The organism is Halocalculus aciditolerans (assembly GCF_014647475.1).
Classification (GTDB): Archaea; Halobacteriota; Halobacteria; order Halobacteriales; family Halobacteriaceae; genus Halocalculus; species Halocalculus aciditolerans.
Window position 1 is genome coordinate 17362 of record NZ_BMPG01000003.1, and the last position, 24004, is coordinate 41365.

Annotated in this window: 21 protein-coding genes and 1 pseudogene; 8 read left to right on the forward strand and 14 right to left on the reverse strand. The window is 67.0% G+C overall.

Translation table 11 applies throughout. The features are described from left to right. Positions 1 to 20 precede the first annotated feature (20 nt). Positions 21 to 278, forward strand: a complete 258-nt coding sequence (locus tag IEY26_RS11170; protein WP_188978978.1) for a hypothetical protein — start codon at positions 21 to 23, stop codon at positions 276 to 278. On the opposite strand, the gene IEY26_RS11175 is transcribed toward IEY26_RS11170, so the two are convergent. From IEY26_RS11175 to IEY26_RS11190, 4 genes are all read right to left on the reverse strand, one after another. After that, complete coding sequence (locus IEY26_RS11175; RefSeq protein ID WP_188978980.1) at positions 275 to 832, reverse strand: hypothetical protein; 558 nt, start codon at positions 830 to 832, stop codon at positions 275 to 277. The two genes, IEY26_RS11170 and IEY26_RS11175, sit on opposite strands and share 4 nt — an antisense overlap. A 461-nt stretch (positions 833 to 1293) precedes the next feature. Next, positions 1294 to 3057 (reverse strand): sodium:solute symporter family protein, encoded by a 1764-nt coding sequence (locus IEY26_RS11180; RefSeq protein ID WP_188978982.1) that lies wholly within the window; start codon positions 3055 to 3057, stop codon positions 1294 to 1296. Positions 3058 to 3336: 279 nt separating this feature from the next. Beyond that, complete coding sequence (locus IEY26_RS11185) at positions 3337 to 4437, reverse strand: LeuA family protein (protein ID WP_188978984.1); 1101 nt, start codon at positions 4435 to 4437, stop codon at positions 3337 to 3339. Next, positions 4437 to 5657, reverse strand: coding sequence for a CaiB/BaiF CoA transferase family protein (locus IEY26_RS11190; RefSeq protein WP_188978986.1), 1221 nt, complete (start codon positions 5655 to 5657; stop codon positions 4437 to 4439). Before IEY26_RS11190 ends, IEY26_RS11185 begins: the two co-directional genes overlap by 1 nt. 225 nt (positions 5658 to 5882) lie before the next feature. Here IEY26_RS11190 and IEY26_RS11195 point away from each other — a divergent pair, with 225 nt between their 5' ends. Together IEY26_RS11195 and IEY26_RS11200 are read left to right on the forward strand one after the other, a co-directional pair. Further along, positions 5883 to 6644, forward strand: coding sequence for an IclR family transcriptional regulator (locus tag IEY26_RS11195; RefSeq protein WP_188978988.1), 762 nt, complete (start codon positions 5883 to 5885; stop codon positions 6642 to 6644). Positions 6645 to 7199: 555 nt separating this feature from the next. Next, a complete protein-coding gene (locus IEY26_RS11200; RefSeq protein ID WP_188978991.1) occupies positions 7200 to 7565 on the forward strand; it encodes a hypothetical protein in 366 nt (121 codons plus the stop codon). Here the strand turns inward: IEY26_RS11200 and IEY26_RS11205 are convergent. Together IEY26_RS11205 and IEY26_RS11210 are read right to left on the reverse strand one after the other, a co-directional pair. Beyond that, a complete protein-coding gene (locus tag IEY26_RS11205) occupies positions 7562 to 7936 on the reverse strand; it encodes a hypothetical protein (protein WP_188978993.1) in 375 nt (124 codons plus the stop codon). The two genes, IEY26_RS11200 and IEY26_RS11205, sit on opposite strands and share 4 nt — an antisense overlap. 51 nt (positions 7937 to 7987) lie before the next feature. Next, positions 7988 to 9136, reverse strand: a complete 1149-nt coding sequence (locus tag IEY26_RS11210) for a M20 family metallopeptidase (RefSeq protein WP_188978995.1) — start codon at positions 9134 to 9136, stop codon at positions 7988 to 7990. Between the two features lie 115 nt (positions 9137 to 9251). On the opposite strand from IEY26_RS11210, the gene IEY26_RS11215 reads away from it, so the two are divergent. The 3 genes from IEY26_RS11215 (at position 9252) to IEY26_RS11225 (ending at position 13082) form a co-directional block, all read left to right on the forward strand. Next, positions 9252 to 10202, forward strand: a complete 951-nt coding sequence (locus IEY26_RS11215; RefSeq protein WP_188978997.1) for an oxidoreductase — start codon at positions 9252 to 9254, stop codon at positions 10200 to 10202. Positions 10203 to 10400: 198 nt separating this feature from the next. Beyond that, entirely contained in the window at positions 10401 to 11303 is a 903-nt protein-coding gene (locus IEY26_RS11220) for a UbiA family prenyltransferase (protein WP_229774047.1), read from the forward strand. A 120-nt stretch (positions 11304 to 11423) separates the two neighbouring features. Then, the gene (locus IEY26_RS11225; RefSeq protein WP_229774048.1) at positions 11424 to 13082 is read left to right on the forward strand and encodes a histidine kinase N-terminal 7TM domain-containing protein; all 1659 of its coding nucleotides are present in this window, start codon (positions 11424 to 11426) and stop codon (positions 13080 to 13082) included. Between the two features lie 84 nt (positions 13083 to 13166). Here the strand turns inward: IEY26_RS11225 and IEY26_RS11230 are convergent, their stop codons facing one another. The 8 genes and pseudogenes from IEY26_RS11230 to IEY26_RS11265 form a co-directional block, all read right to left on the reverse strand. Further along, on the reverse strand, positions 13167 to 14360 hold the full coding sequence (locus tag IEY26_RS11230) for an MFS transporter (protein ID WP_188979002.1): 1194 nt from the start codon (positions 14358 to 14360) through the stop codon (positions 13167 to 13169). A gap of 54 nt (positions 14361 to 14414) precedes the next feature. Beyond that, entirely contained in the window at positions 14415 to 15584 is a 1170-nt protein-coding gene (locus IEY26_RS11235) for an MFS transporter (RefSeq protein WP_188979004.1), read from the reverse strand. Between the two features lie 50 nt (positions 15585 to 15634). Continuing rightward, positions 15635 to 16645, reverse strand: a complete 1011-nt coding sequence (locus tag IEY26_RS11240; RefSeq protein ID WP_188979006.1) for an NADP-dependent oxidoreductase — start codon at positions 16643 to 16645, stop codon at positions 15635 to 15637. Positions 16646 to 16740: 95 nt separating this feature from the next. Then, a complete protein-coding gene (locus IEY26_RS11245) occupies positions 16741 to 17559 on the reverse strand; it encodes a DICT sensory domain-containing protein (protein WP_188979008.1) in 819 nt (272 codons plus the stop codon). A 73-nt stretch (positions 17560 to 17632) separates the two neighbouring features. Then, positions 17633 to 19024, reverse strand: coding sequence for a PAS domain-containing protein (locus tag IEY26_RS11250; protein ID WP_188979009.1), 1392 nt, complete (start codon positions 19022 to 19024; stop codon positions 17633 to 17635). A 202-nt stretch (positions 19025 to 19226) separates the two neighbouring features. Then, positions 19227 to 19904: pseudogene (locus IEY26_RS11255) on the reverse strand (phosphoribosylamine--glycine ligase); the annotation flags it as partial. Positions 19905 to 19949: 45 nt separating this feature from the next. Further along, positions 19950 to 21026: a DUF4238 domain-containing protein gene (locus IEY26_RS11260; protein WP_188979010.1), complete on the reverse strand. Its 1077-nt coding sequence runs from the start codon at positions 21024 to 21026 to the stop codon at positions 19950 to 19952. 120 nt (positions 21027 to 21146) lie between these two features. Then, the gene (locus IEY26_RS11265; protein WP_188979011.1) at positions 21147 to 22334 is read right to left on the reverse strand and encodes a site-specific integrase; all 1188 of its coding nucleotides are present in this window, start codon (positions 22332 to 22334) and stop codon (positions 21147 to 21149) included. Between the two features lie 116 nt (positions 22335 to 22450). Here IEY26_RS11265 and IEY26_RS11270 point away from each other — a divergent pair, with 116 nt between their 5' ends. Next, complete coding sequence (locus IEY26_RS11270) at positions 22451 to 22921, forward strand: CRISPR-associated ring nuclease (protein WP_229774051.1); 471 nt, start codon at positions 22451 to 22453, stop codon at positions 22919 to 22921. Continuing rightward, positions 22921 to 23958, forward strand: a complete 1038-nt coding sequence (locus IEY26_RS11275) for a hypothetical protein (protein ID WP_188979012.1) — start codon at positions 22921 to 22923, stop codon at positions 23956 to 23958. Before IEY26_RS11270 ends, IEY26_RS11275 begins: the two co-directional genes overlap by 1 nt. The last annotated feature ends 46 nt before the right edge of the window (positions 23959 to 24004 follow it).

Sequence of the window (24004 nt, forward strand, 5' to 3'; positions counted from 1 at the left end):
GTCGCGTCCGAATCACGGGTATGGGACACGCAGTTGTGCTCACCTGTCCGCGCTGTGGCGCTGAACGAGCGGTCGAGGCCGACGGGACCGCGAGCGCGAAAGCGGGACTGCTCCAGGTCGCCACCGACCACCTCGACGACCACGCCATCCGGGAGACCAAGGCGGCGCTCACGAAGCACGCGATGGTCGGTCGCGCCGACGAGCGCGAGGTCGACGACGCGCGCTTCGGAGAGTGGCTGCCCGGCGACGCGGCGGCGGACACACCGCAGACGGCCTAATCGAGGAAGTTCCCGAGGAGGCGGTCGCCGACGGCGAGAACGATCAGGGCACCGAGGAAGTCGAAGAGCAGGTCGAACGCCGTATCCCGGGTGCCGTAGGGGACGAGAATGGGTTCGACGCCGAAGCGGTCGGCGACGGCGTGAATCGCGAACTCGATGAGTTCCCAGCCGACGCCGACGACGGCGACCGCGCCGATAACGCGTGGTCGTGGGTCCCGCCCGCGGCGGCGCGCCACGACGTGCACGATACCCGCCAGCAGCGTCGCGGAATGCGTGTGCGTCACGTGGTCCCACCACCAGACGTCGTCGTACGGGCCGAGCATCCCCGCCGAGTGCGTCAACATCGCCGCGTCGGCGTACACGCGCTGCCACGGCCGAAACTCGACGCCGAACACCCGCTCGAAGAGCCCGGGGAGGAACGTCGCCGCGAACGCCAGCGCGGCGTTCACGACAGCGCCCGGGCTCCGACGGCGCGCCCCCAGCGCCAACACCCCGAGGATACCGAACCGAATACCGCGTTCGACCTCACGGGCCGCGTCCTCTCTCGACGTCACGTATCACTCGAACGGAGAACTCCCGCCGAGAAATACCTTCGCGACGTATCACCACGAACGCCACAGCCGAAGACCGACGGTGAAGCGTCGACGACGAGCGAGCGAATAGTAGTCAGTTTACTGGGTATTAGTTCTAACAGTCTGTTTCAGTATGATTCTCGGTGAGAGGAGGCGATTCACACGCCTCTGATCGAGAGTGTACTCTTCATAGGCCTCAGTTCGGCTGTATCGGATTCTTCCTCCGTCGTCGTCAAGTGGTTATCGGCGTCGGTCAATAGCGAGAGCGAACGCTGCTGTTCGGGTTTCTAGGTCGGTTTAGCGCCGTTTTCGGTGTGCCTTCGAGGTCGAGACGTAGAAATATAGTTATATAGATAGAACAGTCGTATATACTATCTGTCTATCTGTAGTTTGTGTAGTTACCGGGTGGGAGAGGGGGGACGAGGTGGAGGCGGTGGTGAGGGTCAGTCGTCGCTGGAGGCGGCGGCGGTCGTTCGCGTCCCGTCGACGTCGCCGCGTTCGCGCCAGATGAGGGTGCCGAAGACGACGAAGAGCGTTTCGAGGATGACTGCGCCGAGGATGACCCAGACCCAGATGGGGAGGCCGAAGGCGGCCTGTGCGTTCCAGGATTCGGGGGCGTACCAGGGGACGAGGAGCGCGAGGACGACGGCGAGGCCGACCCAGAAGACTTTGCGCTGGGCGGGGAGGACGTACTCGGCTTCCTGGGGTTCGCCGGGGAACTCGATGGAGTTGTACTCCAGGATGTCGCGGGCGCGTTCGGTCTCGGCGTCGCGGCCGGAGGCGTAGCTCCAGCCGACGAAGACGGCGGAGTTGAGGACGAGGCCGACGATGCCGGCGCTCAGGTCGAAGGGGATGGAGACGCCGGCGGCGTAGAGGCCGACGGCGGTCGCGCAGCCGACGAACATGCCGGCGAGCGCGGGCGTGCTCTTCACGCGGGCGGAGTAGAGGCCGAAGAGGAAGACCGGGGTGGCCTGGAGGAGGAATTCGAACTTGAGCTTCGTCCAGCTCCAGATGGTGCTGTCGGGCGTGAAGGCGATGGCGAGGGCGAGCGCGAGGAAGACGGCGAGGAAGGCGCGGCTCATCCAGATGACGCGAGCGTCGGAGGCGTCGGGGTTGACGAAGCGCTTGTAGGTGTCTTTCGCGACGGCCATGGAGAGGACCATGACGGCCGCGCCGGCGGTAGAGAGCGTCGCCATGATGACGCCGAGGGAGATGAGGGAGGGGAGGAGTTTCCCGCCGGCGGTGTTGACGTACGCGCCGAGGAGGTAGGGGACGAGCTGGTCGGCTTGGACGCCGGAGAGCCCGGGGAAGATGCCCGCGCCGAAGAGGCCGAGCCCCCAGAGGGTGATGGCGGCGAAGAAGAAGATGGGGGCCTGGAGGCGGAAGGTCGTCTTGAGGTCGGCGGCGTTGTCGATGCCGAGGTAGAACTGCTGGATGTGGAGGTAGGTGGGGAGGCCGAGGAGGACGAGGATGACGATGCTGTACCAGCCGCCCATCGTCGACGTCGAGGGGAGCGTGAGTTTCGACGGCGCGGTCTGCCAGATGGTCGTGATCTGCGCGGAGAACCCGCCGAGGGTGCCGACGAGGACGAGCATGAGGAAGAGCGCGAAGAGCATGAGCGCGCCCTGGACGGCGGCGGAGAGCGCGGTGCCGCGGAACCCGCCGAGGCCGACGTAGGCGAGGATGACGAGGCCGAAGATGACGATGACGGCCTGATAGGGGACGAGGCCGCCGGACGCGACCTCGCCGAGGTAGCCCATCGCGAAGAACTGCTCGGTGAACTGGATGAACGTCCCCCAGATCATGAAGAGGAGCGCGACGAAGGCGACCCGGGAGTCGAAGCGGTGTTCGAGGTAGTCGATGGGCGAGGTGTAGTTCCACTTCTGGCCGAGGTTGACGAGCGGCGGCGCGATGATGAGCGCGCCGATGACGCCGGCGACCATGAACTGGGGGTAGGCGAGGAACCACGCGCCCGAGCGGTAGGTCGCGGCGGAGTATCCGAGGAAGGAGTTCCCGCTGTAGGAGTCGGCGAAGATGGAGAGCGAGATGACGATGAACCCGAGCGACTTGCTCGCGGAGAAGAAGTCGTCGAGGTCAGCGCCGACGCTCTTCCGGTAGGAGTACCAGCCGATGCCGAGCATCACCGCGAGCGCGACGGCGGTGAGCGCGACGATGTACCAGCCGAGGGAGACGGTCTGTGGTTCCATAACTAGCTCTCTCTGTGCGTCGCTGTCGGTTCCGTGGCTATCGAGCCCGTGGGGTGTGCCATTCCGTATCCCTCATCATCGTTCTGGGATAAAAACGCTGTGGTGTACTGCCACACGACGCGGTACCACGGACCGCGGGAGCGGTCAAAGCGGAACGCGCAGAGGAAGACGGCGAGCGCGGCCAGAGCGGGGCAGCACGGCGAAAGCGGTGAGAGCGGAGCAGCGCGAGGAGTCCGAAGCGCGAGGAGGCCGGGGGAGAACGAGAGTCGGGCGGTGGGGTTATTGGTCGTCGAGGAGGTCGCGGGCGTCGGCTTCGGGGAGGGGGTTGCCGCGTGCTTCGGCGGCGTCGCGGATGCGGTCGAGCGCGGCGGCGACGGCGTCCTCGGTGGGGTCGACGCCGGCGTCGCGGAGGAGGGCGCGGACGGCACCGCGGCCGGTGTCGGTGCCGAATCGGAGGTCGCGGGTCGCGCCGTAAGTGGCGGGGTCGAAGGGTTCGTAGGTGCCGGGGTCGTCGAGCATGGCGGCGGTGTGCATGCCGCTCTCGTGGCGGTAGGCGCGCTCGCCGAGGACGGGTTTCGCGGGCGGGATGTCGACGCCGAGGGCGTCGTGGACGGCGCGTCCGGCGGGGGCGAGTTCGTCGAGGGCGAGCGCGAGGTCGTCGCCGCGTTCGCGGAGGAGGACGGCGACTTCTTCGAGGGGGGCGTTCCCGGCGCGTTCGCCGATACCGCCGACGGTGGCGTCGACGCGGGTCGCGCCGGCGTCGACGCCGGCGGCGGCGTTCGCGGTGGCGACGCCCATGTCGTCGTGGGTGTGGACGGCGACCGCGGCGTCGTGGCCGACGGCGTCGGCGACGACACCGACGGTCTCCTCGACGCAGGAGGGCGTGCCCGCGCCGGTGGTGTCGGCGAGGGTGACGTGGGACGCGCCGGCGTCGACGGCGGCGCGCGCGACGTCGGGGAGGAAGTCGTGGTCGGCGCGCATCGCGTCCATCAGCGTCACGCCGACGTGGACGCCGCCGTCGAGCGCGCGTGCGACGTTCTCGACGAGCATCTCGCGGGCTTCCGCGCGCGTCTTTCCGAGGGCGTGTTCGAGCTGGCGGTCGGAGGTGCTGACGATGACTTCGACCTCGTCGGGGTCGACGGCGAGCGCGGCGTCGACGTCGCCGGGGACGGCGCGGGCGAGCGCGGCGGTGCGGAGGCCGCGGTCGTCGGCGTGCCGGAACCACTCCTCGCGGGCGTGCGCTCGCGGGAAGGAGACTTCGACGCAGTCGACGCCGAGGTCGGCGAGCCGGTCGAGGACGCGGCGGCCCGCGTCGGCCGAGATCTCCAGGCCGGGGACCTGCGAGCCCTCGCGGAGCGTGAGGTCCTTGAACGCGACCATCAGTCGTCCCCTCCTTCGGCGGCGAGCGTCTCCTGCTCTTCGTCCGAGAGGAGCCAGTCGCGGAGGATTTCTTCCGTGTGTTCGCCGATGTCGGGCGGGTCGCGGTACTGTTCGGGGCCGAAGCGCTCGCCGGAGACGGGGGCCATGACGGTCTGTTCGGGGACGGACTCGCCGTCGTGGGTGGCGTGGAAGCGCGCGAGGGAGCCGGCGGCGTCGAGGCCGGGGTCGTCGGCGAGGTCGGAGGGGTCGTTGACGGGTGCGGCGGGCACGCCGGCGTCGGCGAGCGCGTCGAAGAGCGCCGCGCGGTCGCCGCCGCGGAGGCGCTCTTGGACCGTTTCGAGGAGCGCCTGTTTGTTCGCTCGGCGGTCGGCGGCGGTGGCGAACCGCTCGTCGTCGCGGAGCCCGCGGAGGTCGGCGGCGTCGCAGAACGCCTCCCAGTGGCGGTCGTTCGTCACGCCGACGAAGAGCCAGCCGGCGTCCGTCTCGAAGACGTCGTAGAGCCCCCAGCTCGGGTGGGACGCGCCGAGGGGTTCGGGGTCGTCGCCGAATCGGTCGGCGTAGGTGAGCCAGTACCCCATCCAGTGGGCGGCGGATTCGAAGAGCGTGCCGTCGACGCGCTGGCCCTCGCCGGTGCGGTCGCGCTCGCGGAGGGCGACCATGACGCCGAGGACGCCGTAGATGGCCGCGCCCATGTCGGCGATGGAGGTGCCGACGCGGACGGGCTGGCGGCCGGGTTCGCCGGTGACGCTCATCAACCCGGACATCGCTTCGGCGACGACGTCCATGCCGGCGTAGTCGCCGTACGGGCCCTCTTGAAAGCCCTTGATGGAGAGGTAGATGAGTTCGGGGTTGCGCTCGCGGAGCGTCTCCGCGCCGATACCGAGGCGTTCGGGCGTGCCGCGGCCGAGGTTCTCGACGAAGACGTCTGCGGCGTCGACGAGGTCGTAGAGCGCGTCGATGTCGTCGTCGTCCTTGAGGTCGAGGGCGATGGAGCGCTTGTTGCGGTTGATGGCGTCGAAGATGGCGTCGCCGGTGTCGCCGGACGACCGGATGGAGTCGCCGCCGTCGGGGCGTTCGATCTTGACGACTTCCGCGCCGAGGTCGGCGAGGACGGACGCCGCGAACGGCCCGGCGACGATGTTTCCGAGTTCGAGGACGCGGAGGTCGCTGAGCGGGCCGTTCCGCTCCGCTCCCGCCGCTGGCTGGCGTGAGTCAGTCACACCCCCGTCTCGGGGAGCGCCGGGCATAAACGCTCGGGAACCACACCACGTCGGCCCGAACATCCCCATCGTTCACGATGAGTGAACGCATAGGGGGGGGCGACGGAGCGGCACTCTGTGTGAACGCTACTCATTCTCGGTACCGGTGGCGCGCCGTCGCCGCGGCGCGCGGCAGACAGTTCACTCATAGTGGACTTTATGTGGTGTCACGCGCGAGTGCGTGGCATGGAATCAGGGTCGAATCGAACGGTCGGAGCGGTGGAGACGGCGTTCGCGGTCGTGCGGGAGCTCGAAGCGCGGGGGCCGTGCGGCGTGACGGCGCTCGCGGACGCGATGGACCTCCCGAAGAGCACGGTGCACAAACACCTCGCGACGCTCGTCGACGAGGGGTACGTGCGACGGCGCGACGGCCGGTACCGCGTCGGCTTCAAGTTCCTCCAGCACGGCGGCGTCGTCCGCGACCGCTGCCGGCTCTACACGTTCGGCCGGCCGAAGGTCGAATCGCTCGTCGACGACGTGAGCGAGATGGTCATCCTCTCCATCCGCGAGGGCGACCGCGGCGTCTTCCTCTTCCGGTCGAACGACCGCTACAACCTCAAGGAGTCGCTGCCGATGGGCGCGCGCTTCAACCTCCACTCGAACGGCGCGGGGAAGGCGATGCTCGCCGCGTCGAGCGACGCGTTCGTCCGCGACCTCGCCGACGCCGGCCTCCCCGCGGAAACTCCGGAGACCATCACTGACCCGGACGTCCTCTTCGCGGAAGTCGAGCGCGTGCGAGAAGCCGGCTACGCGCTCAACCACGGCGAGCGAGACAGCGGCGTGCAGGCCGTCAGCGCGCCCATCCGGGACGCCGCGACCGGCGACGTCGGCGCGATCAGCATCTCCGTCCCGAGCGGCTCGCCCGCCGTCGACCACCTCGACGGAGAGTACGCCGAAGCCGTCCAGCGCGCCGCCAGCGAACTCACTCTCCAGCTCGAACACAGCTGAGTCGTCCACGATGGGTGAACGGAATCCGGCAGAAGCCGGCCCGTCAATTACGCGAGTAGGCCTGTAAAGGAGTAGTGAGTGAGGCGAGCTCTCACCGAGTTCGCGAAACGCCCGGCAGTGAAGAATCCTCTACTGAGCAGAATACTCTGATTTGTGACCTTAACGCCGGTCAGGAGATGGCACTCCGCCTGTTTCTCGCGCCTTATACGCCTTCAGTCGTCGAGAAGCGGCGATTCGCCCGGCGTATCGAAAGAGCGCCAGATGCGTCGAGTTTCCCTTTTATAGCCGCCTACAGTCGGTTTCTTCCGGTTTCCTCCGTATAGAGTCCGACGTTGAACTCTCCGGTCAGGATTCACTTCCTATCACATGTCGTTCTTGTTCCGCTGGGCGTCCTCGGGGCGGTCGGCGCTCGCGCTCGTGGCCCCGCGTGACCGGCGTGTCGGCCGCTCAGATGAGAGATAGTGTCAGCGGGTGGTCGCCGGAGTGCTCCGTACTCGGGCGGCGAGTCGCGGCGGGGTTCGAAAGACCGACCTTCGCGGGCGGCGAAGACCGGGTATGGATCTGTCGTCACTGCCGTCGCGGCCGCTCGCGGGGAGCGAGGTCGCGGCGCTCGGGGAGTCGGACGCGTTCGTCGCGGTGCGGCCGGTGGACCGCTTCGAGTTCGAGGCCGTGGAGGAGACGCTCGTCGTCGGCGTCGTGCTCGTCACGGAGCGCGGCGCGCGAGCGGCGCACTTCTCGCCGGCCGACGGCTGGCGCGTCGTCTACCGCGAGGACGTCGAGGGCGTCGAGGGCCTCGCGGACGTCTCGGAGGCGACAATCGGGGAGGCGCAGCGCGAGCTCCGCTCGCTGACGGACGAACTGGAGAGCGAGCGCGGGTTCGGGAGCCGGCTCGTCGACGCCTACGAGAGCGAGCAGAATTAGAAGGGGAGGGCGTCGCGGACGCGGGCGAGGACGGAGCGGTCGTCGAGCGTGCTGGGGTCGGCGAGGCCGAGTTCGACGGCGAGCGCGTCGAGTTCGTCGTCGCCGAAGCGGTGGTCGTCGCGGGCGTCGGCGAGCCACGCGCGCCACTCGTCGGCCGTTTTGACGCCGGCGGAGTCGTCCCACTGGTCGGCGAGCGCGTCAGTATTAGTAAAGGGGATGTCCATGCCGCTGTCGCCCCAGTAGAGCGGGGAGAGGAGGAAGTCGTACTCGTCGTGATCGAGGGGGCGGAACCGGTAGGGGTAGCCGTCGTAGGCGAAGACGTCGTCGGGCGTCACGGTCTCCCCCGTCGGCAGGTCGAGCGTCGCAGTCACGGCTCGTTCTTGGGGCCGAACGCACTTGAGGGATGCGCGAACCGGGATGAGTCAGTCGAGGAGGTCGGCGGCGACGCCGCGGAGGACGTCGTAGCCGGTTTCGAGGTCGTCGAGGGCGACGTGTTCGTCGTAGGTGTGGGCCTGCGCGAGGTTCCCCGGCCCCCACGTGACCGCCTCGACGTCGGCGTCGTTGACGAGGTTGCGGACGTCGGTCGCGGCCTCGATGCCCCACGGGTCGGGGCGGCGGCCGGTCGCGGCGGCCACGCGGTCGCGGACGAGTTCGGCGAGGGCGCAGTCGACGGGGACGCGTGCGGGCTCGTAGCGCTGTATCTCCGCGACGGAGACGGGGACGTCGAGGTCGGCGGCGAGGTCGTCGACCTCCGCGCGGACAGTCGAAATGGATTCGCCGGGGAGGACGCGGCGGTCGAGGACGACCGTCGCGTTTTCGGGGAGGACGCCGAGGTTGCCGTCGAGGCCGGCGGCGTACCGCGTGATGTTGGCGTACGCCGTCCCGACGAGGTCGTCCGCGCGCTCGCGGAGGGCCGCGTCGTAGGTCTCGATGGCGTCGACGAGCGCGCGAGCGGCGAGCACGGCGTTCCGGCCCTGGTCGGGGCGGCTGGCGTGCGAGGGGTCGCCGTGGACGGTGAGTTCGTAGCAGACGAGGCCTTTCGCGCTCGTGGCGACGCGGAAGTCCGTGGGTTCGAGGACGAGGCCGTAGTCGCCGGTGTAGCCGGCGTCGAGGAGGGATTCCGTGCCGGGTTCGCCGGTCTCTTCGCCCATCGCGGCGTGGAAGACGACGCTGCCGCCGCGGGTGTCGGCGTCGATGGCGTCGCGGAGGTCGCGGAGCGCGAGCATCGCGAGCGCGAGGTTGCCCTTCATGTCGGCGCTCCCGCGGCCGTAGAGCCGACCGTCCTCGACGACGCCGGCGTAGGGGTCGTGCGTCCACTCGGCCTCGTCGCCGGCGGGAACGACGTCGAGGTGGCCGTTCAGCACGAGCGTCGGTCCGTCGGGGTCGCCGACGCGCGCGCCGACGCTCGGCCGGCCGGGGTCGCCGACCAGTTCGGCGTCGATGTCCTCGCTCTCGAGCCAGTCGCGGACGAACCGCGCGCACTCGCCCTCCTCGCCGGGCGGGTTCTCGGAGTCCAGTCGGACGAGGTCGCGGGCGAGCGCGACGAGTTCCTCCCGAGCGTCGGTGTCCATACGGAGAGCATGAGGCGAGGCGGACGTAACTCCACGGATACCGCGCGGGTGGGGAGAAGCGGCAAACACCGGAGGGACACCGCGACCTATGCCGCTCGCGGCCGAGGAGTGAGGTATGTCGGACAGGGATGGGTGGACGCCGGCGGCGATGGCGTCGCAGTCGGGGCGAACAGTCGTCGTGACGGGCGCGAACAGCGGCCTCGGCTTCGAGGCGACGGAGGTGTTCGCCGCGAAGGGCGCGCACGTCGTGATGGCGTGCCGGAGCGCGGAGCGCGGCGCGGACGCGAGGCGGGAGATCGAGCGCGGTCTTCCGGGGGCGTCGCTCACGGTGCGCGAACTCGACCTCGGCGACCTCGACTCGGTCGCGTCGTTCGCCGAGTGGTTCGAGTCGACGTACGACGCGCTGCACGTGCTCTGTAACAACGCGGGCGTGATGGCGATTCCGCGCTCGGAGACGACGGACGGGTTCGAGACGCAGTTCGGCGTGAACCACCTCGGGCACTTCGCGCTCACCGCGCGCCTCCTCCCCTCGTTGAAGCGGACGACGGGAGAGGCGCGCGTCGTGACGCAGTCGAGCGCGCTCCACGAGAACGGCGAAATCGACTTCGACGACCTGCAGGGCGAGGCGTCCTACGATAAGTGGGCGGCGTACGGGCGGTCGAAGCTCGCGAACCTCCTCTTCGCGTACGAGCTCGACCGGCGGCTGCGCGCGGCGTCGGCGAGCGTGACGAGCGTCGCCTGCCACCCGGGCTACGCGTCGACGAACCTCCAGCGCCGCGGCCCCGAGGCGGAGGGGAGTCGCGTCCGCGCGCTCCTGATGCGGGCCGCGAACGCCGTGCTCGCGCAGAGCGCGGAGCGGGGCGCGTGGCCGCTGCTCTACGCCGCGACGGACCCGGACATCGACGGCGGCGAGTACGTCGGGCCGGGCGGCTTCCGGAACATGCGCGGCCGCCCCGACGTCCAGGCGTCGAGCGAGCGCTCCGAGGACGAGGCGACCGCCCGCCGCCTCTGGTCGGTCTCCGAGGCCCTCACCGGCGTCGCCGTCGACCTCCCCGATCCGGACTAGATACCGACGTTTCCCCTCGCGACCGGGGGACGAACCCACCGCAGGGAACGTCGAATGATTGATGTGTCCATAAGTATTCTATTCCGACAATTAACGTAGGTGAAAGATAATGAGTGGGTACGCGGCTTCCGAACCGGCGCTGATACGGAAGGCGTGTAACTGACAATGTCTAGTGAAAGCCGACGCCTGTCCGCAACCGTGGACGGGCCGACCCCGTCCGAGTCCAGCATCGCAACCACCCTCTTCGCGACCGGGAAACGCGCGAAAGACGCGTTCGTCTACAGCTCCGCGTACCTCGCCGTCATCACGATGATCGAGGTCGCGCTCGCCTCCGTCGCGCTCTCCGTCCCCTTCACGCCCGCCGTCGCCGTCGGCGGCCTCGTCACGTTCGCCATCTACGCCCACGACCGCGTCGCCGACGCCGACACCGACGCCGTCTCGAACCCAGACCAGGCCGCGTTCGTCCGCCGCCACCAGAACGTCCTCTACAACCTCGCGTCCGCCGCCTACGGCCTCGCCGTCGCCGTCTCCATCCTCGGCGGCCCGCTCGCCCTCGCCACCACGCTCATGCCCGGCGTCTTCGCGCTCCTCTACTCCACGGACGTCCTCGGCGGCCTCGGCACGCCCGTGAAACGCCTCAAGGACGTCCTCCTCGTCAACACCGTCGTCGTCTCCCTCGCGTGGGCCGTCCTCCTCACCTTCCTCCCGCTCGCGTTCGCCGACGCCGCCTTCAGCCCTGCCGTCGCCGTCGTCTTCGCCTACTTCTTCCTCGCCACCTTCGTCAACGTCGAAATCCCGAACGTCCGCGACATCGAGGGCGACATCGCCATCGGCGTCCGCACCCTCCCCACCGTCCTCGGCGTCTCCCGCACCCGTAAGCTCCTCTACGCCGTCAACCTCGTCATGGCCGGCCTCGTCGCGTTCGCGCTCGTCTCCGGCTTCTTCGTCACCGGCATCGTCGCCGCGTTCCTCGTCAGCCTCGCCTACACCATCGGCGTCACCGCGTTCCTCGGCCGAACGACCGACGACGGCCGCCTCACCGCGTACGCCGAGTTCAAATCTATCGTCGCCGCCGCTGCCCTCGTCGTCGTCGCTCTCTGAACACGCGACGACGAATTAGACGATACATCCGTTATAGACCAGCAGACACGTCATCTGAGTGAACGGAATTCGGATGTCCCGGCGGATGTTTCATATACACCCAGCCGATTGTAACGAGTATTGCCCCCCGGGATACTGCTACTCGTCGCGCTCTTCGCCTCCATCGCCGTCGGGACGACGGCGACGTTTCTCGCGTGGCGCGAGCGGCCGGAGCCGGGCGCGCTCCCCCTCGCCGGACTCCTCGCCGGGCAGAGCTGGTGGTCCACCTGCCTCGTCTTCCAAGTGCAGGCCGCGACGCTCGACGCGAAGCTCCTCTGGCTCCACCTCTCCTGGGTCGGTATCGCCGCTATCCCCGTCGCGTGGCTCCTCTTCGCCCTCGAATACACCGGCCACGACGAGTACACCAGCCCGCGGGTCGTCGCCCTCGTCTCCGTCGTTCCCGCCGTCACCGCCGTACTCGCGCTGACCGGGAACTACCACACCCTCCTCTACACGGACGTCTCCGTCGTCCAGCAGGGCGAGCTCACCCGGCTCGCGCGCACCCCGGGCGTCTGGTACTGGGTCGCCGGCGGCTACACCTACATCCTCGGCCTGCTCGGCGTCATCCCCCTCCTCGGACTCGTGACGAGCGACGCGACGACGTTCCGCGGGCAGAGCGCCGCGCTCCTCGTCGGCCTCGTCGTCCCGTGGGCGACGAACGCCCTCTACCTCGCCGGCGTCCTCCCCACCGGCGGCCTCGACCCGACGCCCATCGCCTTCGCCATCTCCGGCGTCACCTACCTCGGCGCGCTCACGCGCTTTCGCCTCCTCGGCACCAGCCCCGCGCCGAACAAACGCGCGCGCCGCGTCGTCTTCGACCGCATGCAGGCCGGCGCAATCGTCGTCGACAACCACGACTACGTCGTCGACATGAACGACAGCGCCGCCGCGCTGCTCGGCGTGAATCCCCGGGAGGCGCTCGGCACGCCCGCCGCGGCGCTCCTCGCAGACTACGACCGCATCCCGGAGCGGGGCTCCCTCCAGGGCTACCTCACCATCGACGGGCAGGCCTACGACGTCACCGTCACCAGCATCGAGAACGCCCGGGGGAGCGGCATCGGCCGCGTCGTCACCTTCCACGACGTCAGCCAGTACCTCCGACAGCAGGAGCGCCTGAAAGTCCTCAACCGCGCGCTCCGCCACAACGTCCGCACGGAGACGAACCTCATCCACGGCTACGTCGACCGCCTCGACGGCGACCCCGAGGACCGACAGACCGTCAAAGACCACGTGTTCCGCATCGCCGAGATCAGCGACAAGGCGCGCGAAGCCATCGACGTCTTCGACGAGGCGCGCGACGGCCGCGACGCCGCCAGCCTCGACGCGCTCCTCGCGAGCGCCGTGGCGACCGTCCGCGACGACCACCCGGACGTCGCAGTCGAGTACGAGACGCCGGACGACGACGCGCCGGTCGCCGTCATCCTCGATACGGCGTTCACGAACGTCGTCGAGAACGCCGCGGAGCACAACACGAGCGACCACCCGTGCGTCCGTGTCACCGCCGAGTGCGACGGCGACTGGGTGCACGTCCGCGTCGCCGACAACGGCCCCGGCATCGACGACTACGAGCGCGCCGTCCTCGAAGAGGGCGACGAGACGCCGCTCCGCCACGGCAGCGGCCTCGGCCTCTGGATCGCGAAGTGGGGCATCGACATCGCCGGCGGCGACGTCGCGTTCACCGAAGGCGACGACGGCGGCGCAGTCGTGACAATCGACGTGCCCGTGATGGAGCGCCCGTGACGGAGCGTCCGTGCGGAGCGCGGTTAGCCGGCGCGTGTGAACCAGTACGCGTACGCGGGCGGACGAGAGGTCGACGACAGCGAATTAGTCGAGGTCGAGTCGCCAGAACGCGGGGAGGGCGACGAGAACGATGCCGGCTTCGAGGGCTGCGGCGGCGAGGAACGCGGGGCCGTAGCCGGCGGCGGCGGTGACGGCGCTGCCGACGAGGAAGCCGGCGAGGAAGCCGAGGTTGCCGAAGACGTTGAAGCCGCCCATGGCGACGCCGCGGTCGGTCTCGCCGGCGAGGTCGGAGACGAGCGCCATCGTGGCGGGGGAGACGAGCGCGCCGAAGACGCCGAGGACGACCATCGCCGCGCCGGCGAGGAAGAGCGTGGGGGCGAGGTAGACGGCGAGGACGGCCGCGCCGTAGCAGAGCGAGCCGGCGGCGACGAGGGGTTTCCGGCCGATGCGGTCGGAGAGCACGCCGAGGGGGTATTGGAGGAGTGCGAACGGCGCGAAGAAGAGGCCGAGCATGAGGCCCGCGCCGCCGGCGTCGAGGGCGAAGGTGTCGCGGAAGTAGACGGTTCCGACGAGCGCGAAGAAGCCGGCGGTGAGGCGGTCCATGAAGCCGAACGCGTAGGGGAAGCCGAGCGCGGGCGTCTCGCGGAGGCGGCGCGCGGCGTCGCGGAGGCCGGCGGCGGTGCGGTCGGGCGCGCGGTCGTCGACGCGCACCGCGAGGAGGCCGGCGCAGAGGAGCGCGCCGCCCGCGACCCAGAGCGGGACGGCCGGACCGATTTCGGTGAGCTGGCCGCCCACGGGCGCGCCGAGCGCGGTGCCGAGGCCGATGGCGATGCCGGCCGCGCCCATGTTCTTCCCGTGGCCGCCGCCGAGGTCCATGAGCATCGTCATCGCGAGCGAGAACGCGGCGATAGTGAACGCGCCCTGGAGGAAGCGGACGACGAGCACCGTCGCGAAAGCGGTGTCGCCGCGGACGCCGAGCGCGGCGAGGACGAGGTAGCCGAGCGCACCCCCGACTGCGCCCGCGGCGATGTAGGGCGCGCGCCGGCCGGTGCGGTCGCTGAGCGCGCCCCAGACGCCGGCGAAGAGCACGAACCCGAGGAATTCGGCGGCGAGGAACCACGTGCTCGGGTCGAGGTCGCCCGCGCCGCCGAGCGCGGTGACGAGGTCCGTGACGCCCGGGTAGAGGAGGACTTGCGCGAAGAGAACGACGAAGACGACGAGCGCGAGTCGCGCGCGGTCGCGGGCCGCCGCGGGTGACTCGGTGGCCGTCGCGGTCATCACTCGGAGGTATCGCGCCGCGAGGATTAGGTGTTGTGGAACGCGGAGTCGGGGTTAGTCGGCGCTGGCGTGTCGCGCGTCCCGGGCGAGGAGGCAGAGGGCGAGCGCGACGAGGACGAGGAGGAGGCTCCAGCCGACTCGCCAGCCGGCGGCGGTGGCGAGCGCGCCGACGGCGACGCTGCCGGACGCGCCGAGGACGCCGTAGGCCGAGCGGACCGCGCCGTAGCCGCTCGTCCGGCCGTCCTCGCCGAGCGCGGCCATGACTTTCGCGCCGACGACGCCGCCCCAGGTCATCCCGAGGCCGACGAGGACGACGCCGGCGAGGAGGGCGAGCGGCGTGGCGGCGAGCACGGTGACGGCGACGCCGACGCCGAGGAGCACGACGGTCGCGGCGAGGACGCGGTCGGTGCCGACGGTATCGGCGAGGCGGCCGGCGACGGGCATGCCGAGAATCCAGACGGCGAACGCGAGGCTGAACCGGGCGTTCGCGGCGGCCGGCGAGAGGCCGTGGGCGGCCTGAAGGTACGCGGGGAGGAAGGAGGTGATGGACTGAAAGCAGAAGGCGAGGCAGGCGGCGAAGAGGACGACGCGGCGGACGCGCGGGTCGAAGAACACGCGGCCGAGGGCGGCGCGGAGTTCGGCGCGGCCGGAGGACGCGGGGGACGCGGCCGTCTCGCTCGGCGCGGGGAGGGCGAGGCGGCAGCCCACGGCGGCGGCGAGCGCGAGGGCGACGCCGAGGAGCGGCGTGGCGCGCCACCCCCAGGCGGCCGTGACGGCGGTGACGGCGAGCGGGACGACGACGCCGGCGGCGTCGCCGCCGGAGATGTGGAGGCCGAGCGCGCTCCCGACGTTCTCGTTCGTCTCGGCGAGGAGCGCGGCCGCTGCGGGGAAGTAGAGCCCGGGGCCGACGCCGAGCGCGACGACGGCCGCGCCGAACGCGAGCGCGGACGGCGCGGCGGCGAGCAGGCCGGACGCGACGGCGGTGACGAGGAGGCCGGAGACGACGAGCGTCCGCGCGCCGTGCCGCGCGGCGAGCACGCCGGCGGGGAGTTGGACGAGCGCGTACGAGAGCCACATCCCCGTGAGGGCGAGGCCGAGCGCGCCCGGCGTCGTCTCGAACGCCGCCACGGCTTCGGGGACGAGCGGGCTGACGAGGAGGCGCGCGGCCATCGCCGCGAAGAACGCCCCCATCAGCGTGAGGAGGACGCGCCGACCCTGGTTCACGCGTCTACTCGAACGGGGCGAGCGCTAAAAGCCCGCGGAAACGGCGAGCGCTACTCGGAGACCTTGACGACCTGTTTGCCGATGTTGTCGCCGGCGAAGAGCCCGAGGAAGGCGTCGGGGGCGTTTTCGAGGCCGTCGACGATGCTCTCGCGGTGGTGGAGTTCGCCGGTGGCGACCCACTCGCCGAGCTGTTCGCTCGCCTGCCCGAATCGGGTGGCGTAGTCGCCGACGAGGAGGCCCTGGACTTTCGCGCGCGGCGCGATGAGCTGCGGGAGTTTCCGCGGCCCCGTGGGGACGCCTTCGTCGTTGTAGTGGGCGATCTGCCCGCAGACGGCGACGCGGGCGTCCACGTTGAGCTCGGTGAAGACGGCGTCCGTGATGGGGCCGCCGACGTTGTCGAAGTAGACGTCGACGCCGCCGGGCGCGGCGTCGTCGAGCGCCGCGCGATAGTCGTCAACGTCCTTGTAGTTTATCGCGGCGTCGAATCCGAGGTCCTCGGTGAGCCAGTCGGTCTTCTCGTCGCTCCCCGCGAAGCCGACGACGCGACAGCCGTTGAGCGACGCGATCTGGCCGACGACGGAGCCGACCGCGCCCGCCGCGCCGGAGACGACGACCGTGTCGCCGGGCTTCGGTTCGCCGACGTCGAGCAGGCCGAAGTACGCCGTGCGGCCCGGCATCCCGAGCACGCCGAGGTAGGCGGGGAGGCCGCCGACGTCGGGGTCGACGGGCGCGGTGTCGTCCGCGTCGAGCACGCAGTAGTCCGCCCACGCGCCGTTCCCGGTGACGAAGTCGCCCTCGTCGTAGCGCTCGCTCTCGGACTCGACGACCTCGCCGACGACGCCGCCCTCGAGCGTGTCGCCGACGTCCCACGGCTCCGCGTAGGATTCGACGTCCCGCATCCGCCCGCGCATGTAGGGGTCGACGGAGAGGTAACGCACGCGCACCAGCACGTCGCCGGGGTCGGGCTCGGGAACCTCGCTCTCGCGGAGTTCGAAGCAGTCCAGGTCCGGTTCGCCCTCGGGGCGCTCGACGAAGTACCACTCGCGGTTCGAATCTCGCATACCCCCGCTTCACGCGCCCGCCCCCATAACGTTCCGCCTCCGGCACGCACCTCCCGAACCTGATGAACTCCCTCGACGTTTACGCGGCGTCGCCGTCAGAGTTCGCGCATGATGTACCGCTCGACGTCGGCGGCGAGGTCCGCGTCGAACGTCCAGAAGCCGTCCCAGAGCCCCGGGTCGTCCTCCAGCGCGAGGAGCGCGACCGGGCCGACCGCCGCGCCGTCCGGTGACGGGACGGAGGCGTCGCGCTGTCCCGCCGCGCTCGCGGACGCGTCAGGTTCCTCGTCCGGGCGGAACACCACGAACCACGAGTCAGTGAAGTCCCGCGAGTACCCGCCGTGCATCGTGACGTCGAACGACTCGGGCGGCACCCAGTCCGGCACGCCGTACACGTGGGTGTCGACCGGGGAGTCCGCGAGCGTCTGATAGACGCGACGCGTCCCGACTTCGTCTTCGAGGCGGGAGAGCGACTGGAAGGACGCCCGGATGCGGCCGCCCGCCGCGCGCCAGGCGACCTGCTCGATGTACCGCGAAATCGCGATGAGGAGGAGTTTCTCCTTGTGGGACTGCGGGTACGCTCGCAGGGAGAACCGGACGTCGTCGAGGTGCGTGAGCACCGCCGGGAGGTCCAGCGTCTCGATGCCCTGCGTCCCCGTGCGGTAGAGGTCGGAGTTCACGAAGAGGATGGTCCGCTGGAGCGCCTCGAACGGCGACGTCGCCACCACTTCGTCGTCCTCCACGAGGAGCACGAGGTCGTCCTCGGCGTCGGGGACGTCTCGCTCCTCGATGTCCACCGACTGGTGCTCGAACGTCGACTGCATCATCTGCGCGAGGGCGTCCGGCCCCGTGCGGTTCACGACGACCAGCGACCGCTCGGCGTCGGGCACGCGGTCGAGGAACCGCGCTAGCGACATCCGGCACCTCCGCGTCCGGCGAGCGAGCGGCCGCGAACGCGACCCGGACGAAACGACGCGGTATCGGCTCCCGTCATACGCGCTGGAGTTCGATGCGGACCACCGCGCCGCGCGGCTCGTTGTCCTCCACCCAGACACGGCCGCCGAACTGGTCGACGAGCTGGTCGACGAGGTAGAGCCCGAGCCCGGTCCCCGAGCTGTCGAGGCCCTGCTCGCCGTACTCGAACACCTCGCGTTTCTGCGCGTCCGAAATCCCGGGGCCGTTGTCCGCGACCGACACCGTGCACGTCTCCTCGTCGACGGCGACGCCGACGTCGATGCGGACCTCGTCGGAGTCGTTGTGGAACACGGCGTTGTCGAGGACGTTCGTGAACACCGAGGAGAGCAGCGGCGTCCCCAGCACGCGGACCGCCGGCATCTCCTCCGGCCCCTCGACGACGAGGTCGTCCGCCTGATACTCGAACGTCGACCGCACCTGGTCGATCTCTTCGAGGAGGACCGCGCCGAGCGAGATCGGTTCGAGCGTCGGGTCCTCGTCGCCCATAATCTCCGTGAGGTCGCGGACGTCCTCCGTGAGCGCGGCGGTGTGCGCGGCGGCGTCGAGCACGCGCGTGAGTATCTCGCGCTGGTCGGCCGACAGCCCGTCGCGTAACTCCCGCCCCCACCCCTGCACGACCGTCATGTCGTTCCGGATGTCGTGGCGGATGATCTGGTTGAGGAGCGCGTACTGGTCGCGTTCCGAGTTGAGCGCTTCCTCGGCGCGTTTCCGCGCGGTCACGTCCTGCTGGAACCCGACCCAGTTCGTCACCTCGCCGGTCGCGTCGCGGAGCGGCGCGATGGTGACGGCGTTCCAGAACTCCTCGCCGTCGGCGCGCTCGTTCCGGAGTTCGACCGTCGTCCCCTCGTTCGCGCGAATCGCCTCCCGGAACTCGGCGACCGCGTCCGGGTCCGTGTCCGCGGACTGGAGGAACCGGCAGTTCCGCCCGAGCGTGTTCACGACGTCGTAGCCGGTGATGCGCTCGAACGCGGCGTTCGCGTAGACGAGTGGGTTGCCCGGCCGCGTGTAGTCCGAAATCGTGATGCCGACCGGCGCTTCGTCCATCGCCCGCGTCTTCAGCGGCGTCACCGTCGGAGACTCCTCGCCGACGGCGGTCAGCGTCGCGAACAGCTCGCCGTCGTGGGTGAACGGGCCGACGCGCAGCCGGTGTGAGTACGCGTCGCTGCTCGCCTGATACGGGAGCGTCAACACGACGTCGAGGTCCGACGCCGCCGTCGGCGAGCGGTCCGCGTCGAGGAGCGTCTGCAGGTACGTCGACGCCGTTCGCGTCACCGAGGGGTCGATGCCCGTCTCTTCGAGGAACGCGCGCCACGCGTCGTTCGCCGTGACGGTCGCGCCGTGCGCGTCGACGACCGCGATGCCGTCCGCGAGCGACTCGAACGCCGGCGTGGTGTACTCACCGGTCATCGTTCGGCGTGTCCGGTCGGGAACATGCTCGCGTAGGCTATACGCAGAGAGTTATTTCAATCTACCTGCGAAACCGACCGCACGACGCCTCCACGAGACATCCGGCCGAGACGAACTCACACGCCCACGGTGAAGGAGCTACAGAAAGTCGACACGAACCGGCATCGAATCGACAGCGAGGGCGACGGGGGAGCGCCGAGCGTCAGTCCCCGCCCGGGCCGAGGTAGCCCCACGCCTGCAGGCGGTCGCCGTCGCCGTCGACCCAGCGCTCACCGATGTCGTCGCGGTAGTACATGTTCGGCATCACGATGTCGTCGATACGGCCGTACGCTTCCTCGCGGGCGGCCTGCATGGTGTCGCCCTTGCCGGTCACGACGATGGGCATCCCGTTGTTGCCGGCGACCCGCCACTGACCGTCGACCTTCTTCGCGTCCTCTAAGTGAATCCCCTCTCGGTCCTCGCTCTCGAAGACGACCGCGGCGTTCCGGGAGTTCTCGTCGTAGGTCTTGTCGTCGTCGAACGGGAACGGCGGGAGCACGATGCGAACGCCGATCTGGTAGCCGTTGTGGACCTTGAGCTCGGGGTCCTTCCCGTTCGCGAGGTCGGAGAAGAACGCGCCCGTGCTCGACTCGAACGACTCCTCCTGGAGCGCGATGGTCGGGTAGCCGAAACGCGGCGTGAACTCCAGCGGATAGATGCCGTTCTCGTTCACGATGCAGTTGATGTCGATGCTGCCGACGTAGCCCTCGTCGGCGAGCCACCCCTCGAGCTTCCCGAGCGTCTCCTCGAAGAGCTCGTTGTGGCCCGCCCAGAACATCGACGTCCCCATCTCGCCCGTCGACGGCCCGATGTTCCCCGGGAAGAGCTTCTTGTGCTCGTATTCGCCCGATCTATTATAGAACGCCGGTCGGTCCGTTGTTAGAAATTAGACAAGACCTCCAAATTGCTCCTCCCAGAATTCTTCTTGTTCCTCAAGAGCACCCTCGACTCTTTCTCGCTGGTATTCGACATTCGATTCTTTCTCGACAAATGGTAATTCAGGACAAAACCGGGGAGCCGATATCTGAGTGTACACCCCGATACCTTCCTCCGTCCGAACCGTTCCTCGGTCGTCTCGGTTTGTGTCTGCGACCTCTTCGAGCTGCTCCCACAGACAATCCATCTCCTCTTGTCGTCCTTCTGTACCATAGAAGACATTATTGTCACAATTAACAATCTGTAGCTTATTCAACTCATTAATTATCGCTGTATCATAAATCTCCCGCACCCCTTCCGAACTACATTCGATTTCATAACATTCCGGATCATGAAGTAGGAGATAATGGTGGCTGGTGAGTGGACAGTAGATCTGGAGTCCTCTGCTCTGCAATCCGATTTCCTGTGGATGGCCTTCCCCGAGAAAATAGGGATTGTGGCGAACAACAGGGTGGTCACTTGTCACCAGCTCGGTGCCTGTTTTATTCACAAGCAATGTCCCCCAAAGATCTGCTAGAAGTGGTGCGCAATGTAGCTGGTAGAGCATTGGGAGCAGTTGCGGACTCTGTTCATGCTCTAACCATACGTTCCCCTCTCTAACCTCTTCCAGAAGTTCCGGATCTAGCTCTCCAGCTTCAATACCCGCTCTGACAAACGTCTCAAACATTACTTCACCATCCTGTTCGATCTCCTCTTTCGAGAGAGCAGTACGTGCCTCCTGAAATGTCAGAAATTGAAGCACTCGGAGCCAATCGGGTTTCAATTCCTTCTCTGTCTGGAATTGGGATACAGACTGAATTGCTAGCAGTTCTCCCAGCCCCTTTGACAGTTCACTTTCAATCGATCCTATTTCCTTCTCAACGTCTGTCTCGTCACTATAGAAATAGTCGCGGGCACAAACCCTCGATATCGGCTCTGTGAATTCTCTGTTCGCCTGCATATTGTACAGCCAGATATTCTGACTATCATCAGAGAAATTCCTCAGGTAGAAGCGGGGAACATAATGTTGGTTCTTGTACTCAACCATATGCTGGTAGCCATCACAACCGGTTCACAAAAATCCGTCCGCTACCAACTTGTGCCAGTATCTCAAAAATGGACCACGTTCTCAAAACAACTCAGAATAATTGAAGCGATTAGTCATGTGTCACTGCATCTTCCCCTCATCAACATTGATACGAGTGCAGTTCGGGATGTGGTCGGAGTAGTCCGATATCGATGAACCACACCATTCGCAGGTTTGTTCTCGCTGGATTGCTGCTTCCTTGTCTATCGTCTGGCGGCAGTGGATGCAGTGGTTCATCTCTCGTGGGGTTTGTTGGTGACATCGAGGGCATTCAACCGGAGCGGTAGCGTCGGGTTCTTCCTCCTCGTCGATCTCTAAGCCGTGGACACGAGCGACTTCTCGGCTGGTATCGTCCGCGAAGACTGAGACGTATCGGGAGGCGACGTCGCTTCCGCGAGTCCACCCGTGGTGATCCTCAATATGTGCCTGATTCAATCCGCGTGAGGCTAAGTGAGACGCGCTAGATTTGCGGAGGTTCGTGAACGTGACCGGTTTGTCCACTCCGGCTCGGTCGGCAGCGTCTTTCACAGCTGTCCGTAGCGCGTTATAACTGGGGGCCTCCGGCTCGGTCAGTTTACTCCAGAGCGGTACCTCAGGGTCGGTGCTAGGATGGGCGGCAAGCCATCGTTGGAGAAATGGGACGCTTGGGATGAGTGGGACGGTTCGCTGCCCCATCTTCCCCTGAACGGTGATTTGGTAGCCGTGTTCGTAGTCGGTGACGTCCCCAATCGTGAGAGCGCGAAGCTCACCGGAGCGCGCACCAGCGTCCCATCCTACCGCGATGAGAGCTGCGTCACGATGGTTACGGGTAGCTTGGATTAGTGGAAGCACGTCCTCCTTCCACTGAAGCATATTGCTTGGTTCCGGAGCCGGGTCGTACGTACTCGGAGTATTCGACGGAATCCATTCAATCGATTCGGGTGGATCGTCTCCATTTTGATCGGTGGCTCGTCGCCCGAATTGCTTCAGTGCGACTCGATAGTCACGATTGGTCTCAGCGTTGTCGTACGTACGGTGAATCCAGCGGACGATCTCCTTTGCAGCTTCCTCACTCTCAAGCGCCTCTACCGGACTACCACCGTGCTCGGCCATTCGCACGTTGTGTCGCAAGAGTTTGAGATGTCGTTGATTCCCGACTTGACTGGGTATGAGGAAGAGTTCGTTACTGAACTCCAGGAGAGCCTCCTGATTTGCTTCATCCAACTCGCGTTCCCCATTGCGAATCTTCTCACGAAGTGTTTCGATTTGATCGTCAGCGTTTTTCGTCATGGACGAACCACAAGAGACTCATGGGAGACAGCGGGCGAATTTTCTGAAATCAGCATGTGACGGTTGAGATTCAGTCACGCGAACACTATTGATAGTGGAGTGACTCTTGTGTAGCAATGGCTCGGATCTGGGTGACCAACGGTACTCCTACTATGCCCGGAATTCTGAATCCGGTGACCGCAGCTTGTGACCGAGGGTACGTCCCGGACGAGGTCTGGGTTCTGTCGAACCCCGGTGTCGCTGAGTACGTCGCTAAAGCCACCGACCGATTCGAAGTAATCGTTGATGCCTATGGTGGTGATACTGATGTCTCTGTTCACGACTTAGACGACGAGACTGATTTCCCCGACATAATCGAGTTCTACCGGTCTACTATCGAAGCTGCTCGGGAGACTGGTGATACGATTGCTGTTGATGTCACGCCCGGTCGGAAGTTCATGTCTGCCATCGCGTTTCAGGCGGGTTTCAAATTCGACGCTGACCACGTCTTCTATTTCCACCGGAAAGCAGGGGGCTACTACGGGCAGTTTTACGCCGAAATCCCGCGAACGGCCACTGACCTAATCGATTTCAAGGAGGTTCTATAATGCAGATCGAACGCCAACGGCTGATGGTTCTCCTCAACGCCCTCTACGATCAGGGCGTCGAATCAATTCGCGTCAAACATCCCTGTGAAGATATTGGCGAGCTCGTCCAGATAAAATTGGAGAACGATGGGCGAGCGACGGTCCGGTTCACGCAGGGGACAATGACGTACCAGGACAACCGTGAAACGATTCCTGCTAAGCATGGTGAACCTGCTTACAACGACCTTCCAGATGCTGAAACATACACCCGGACGATGGTTGCCAGCGGCCATGTCCCACTTAGCAACCACGACGCCGTCGAGGAATTCATCCAACGGCACGGTTACGCAGATCTCGAAGCCGGTCACGACCCTGTCGTGCTCGGATTAGACGCAAACATCATCTCGTGGCGACTGCCAGAAATCCTCGGGATCGACAGTGAAACGGGAGAAACCGACGACCGTGATCGACGACCAACCAACGGATACGCCCTCGCAACAGGCGTCAAAGAAGAATTAGACTGGCATTTCAAGCAATACAACACTCACGAGTTGACGCAGGCCTTCGGTGAGGAATTCGCTCGTCTGGATAATCAGCCCGCCGGAGCCAACCGAGAAGGATTCCTCGGCCTGTACGAATACCGCCGTCTCCGAACCAACCGGACAGCCGATATCGTCGAGTGTGACACCGGAGACGAAGCCATCATCAAGGCCTACCACGAGTTCAACCAGAACAGTCGGAAGCAAGCCATACTCCTCAGCAACGATTACGGATTCGTCGACAGGAGCATCGACGCCGGCGTTCCAGCACAACACATCGAGTACCCAATTGACCTCCCACGGAAAACGACAGGCTCGTGGACCGAAGCAGCTGAATTACTCTATTATCTCGCAATCCTATTCGGCGTCATTCGACTCCCGAAAGTGACAATATACGGAGTTTGGAACGGGAAGGATGGACGTCACTGGCAACACGAACAGGTCGATCTCGACTGCCGAAGCCCCAAAATCGAACCACACCTAGAGCGAGACCTCACCATCCTCGACGCAACGAGCTAGCATGCCCTCGAAACGCCCTCGAACCCCTGAGGTCGAAGTCTCTGAG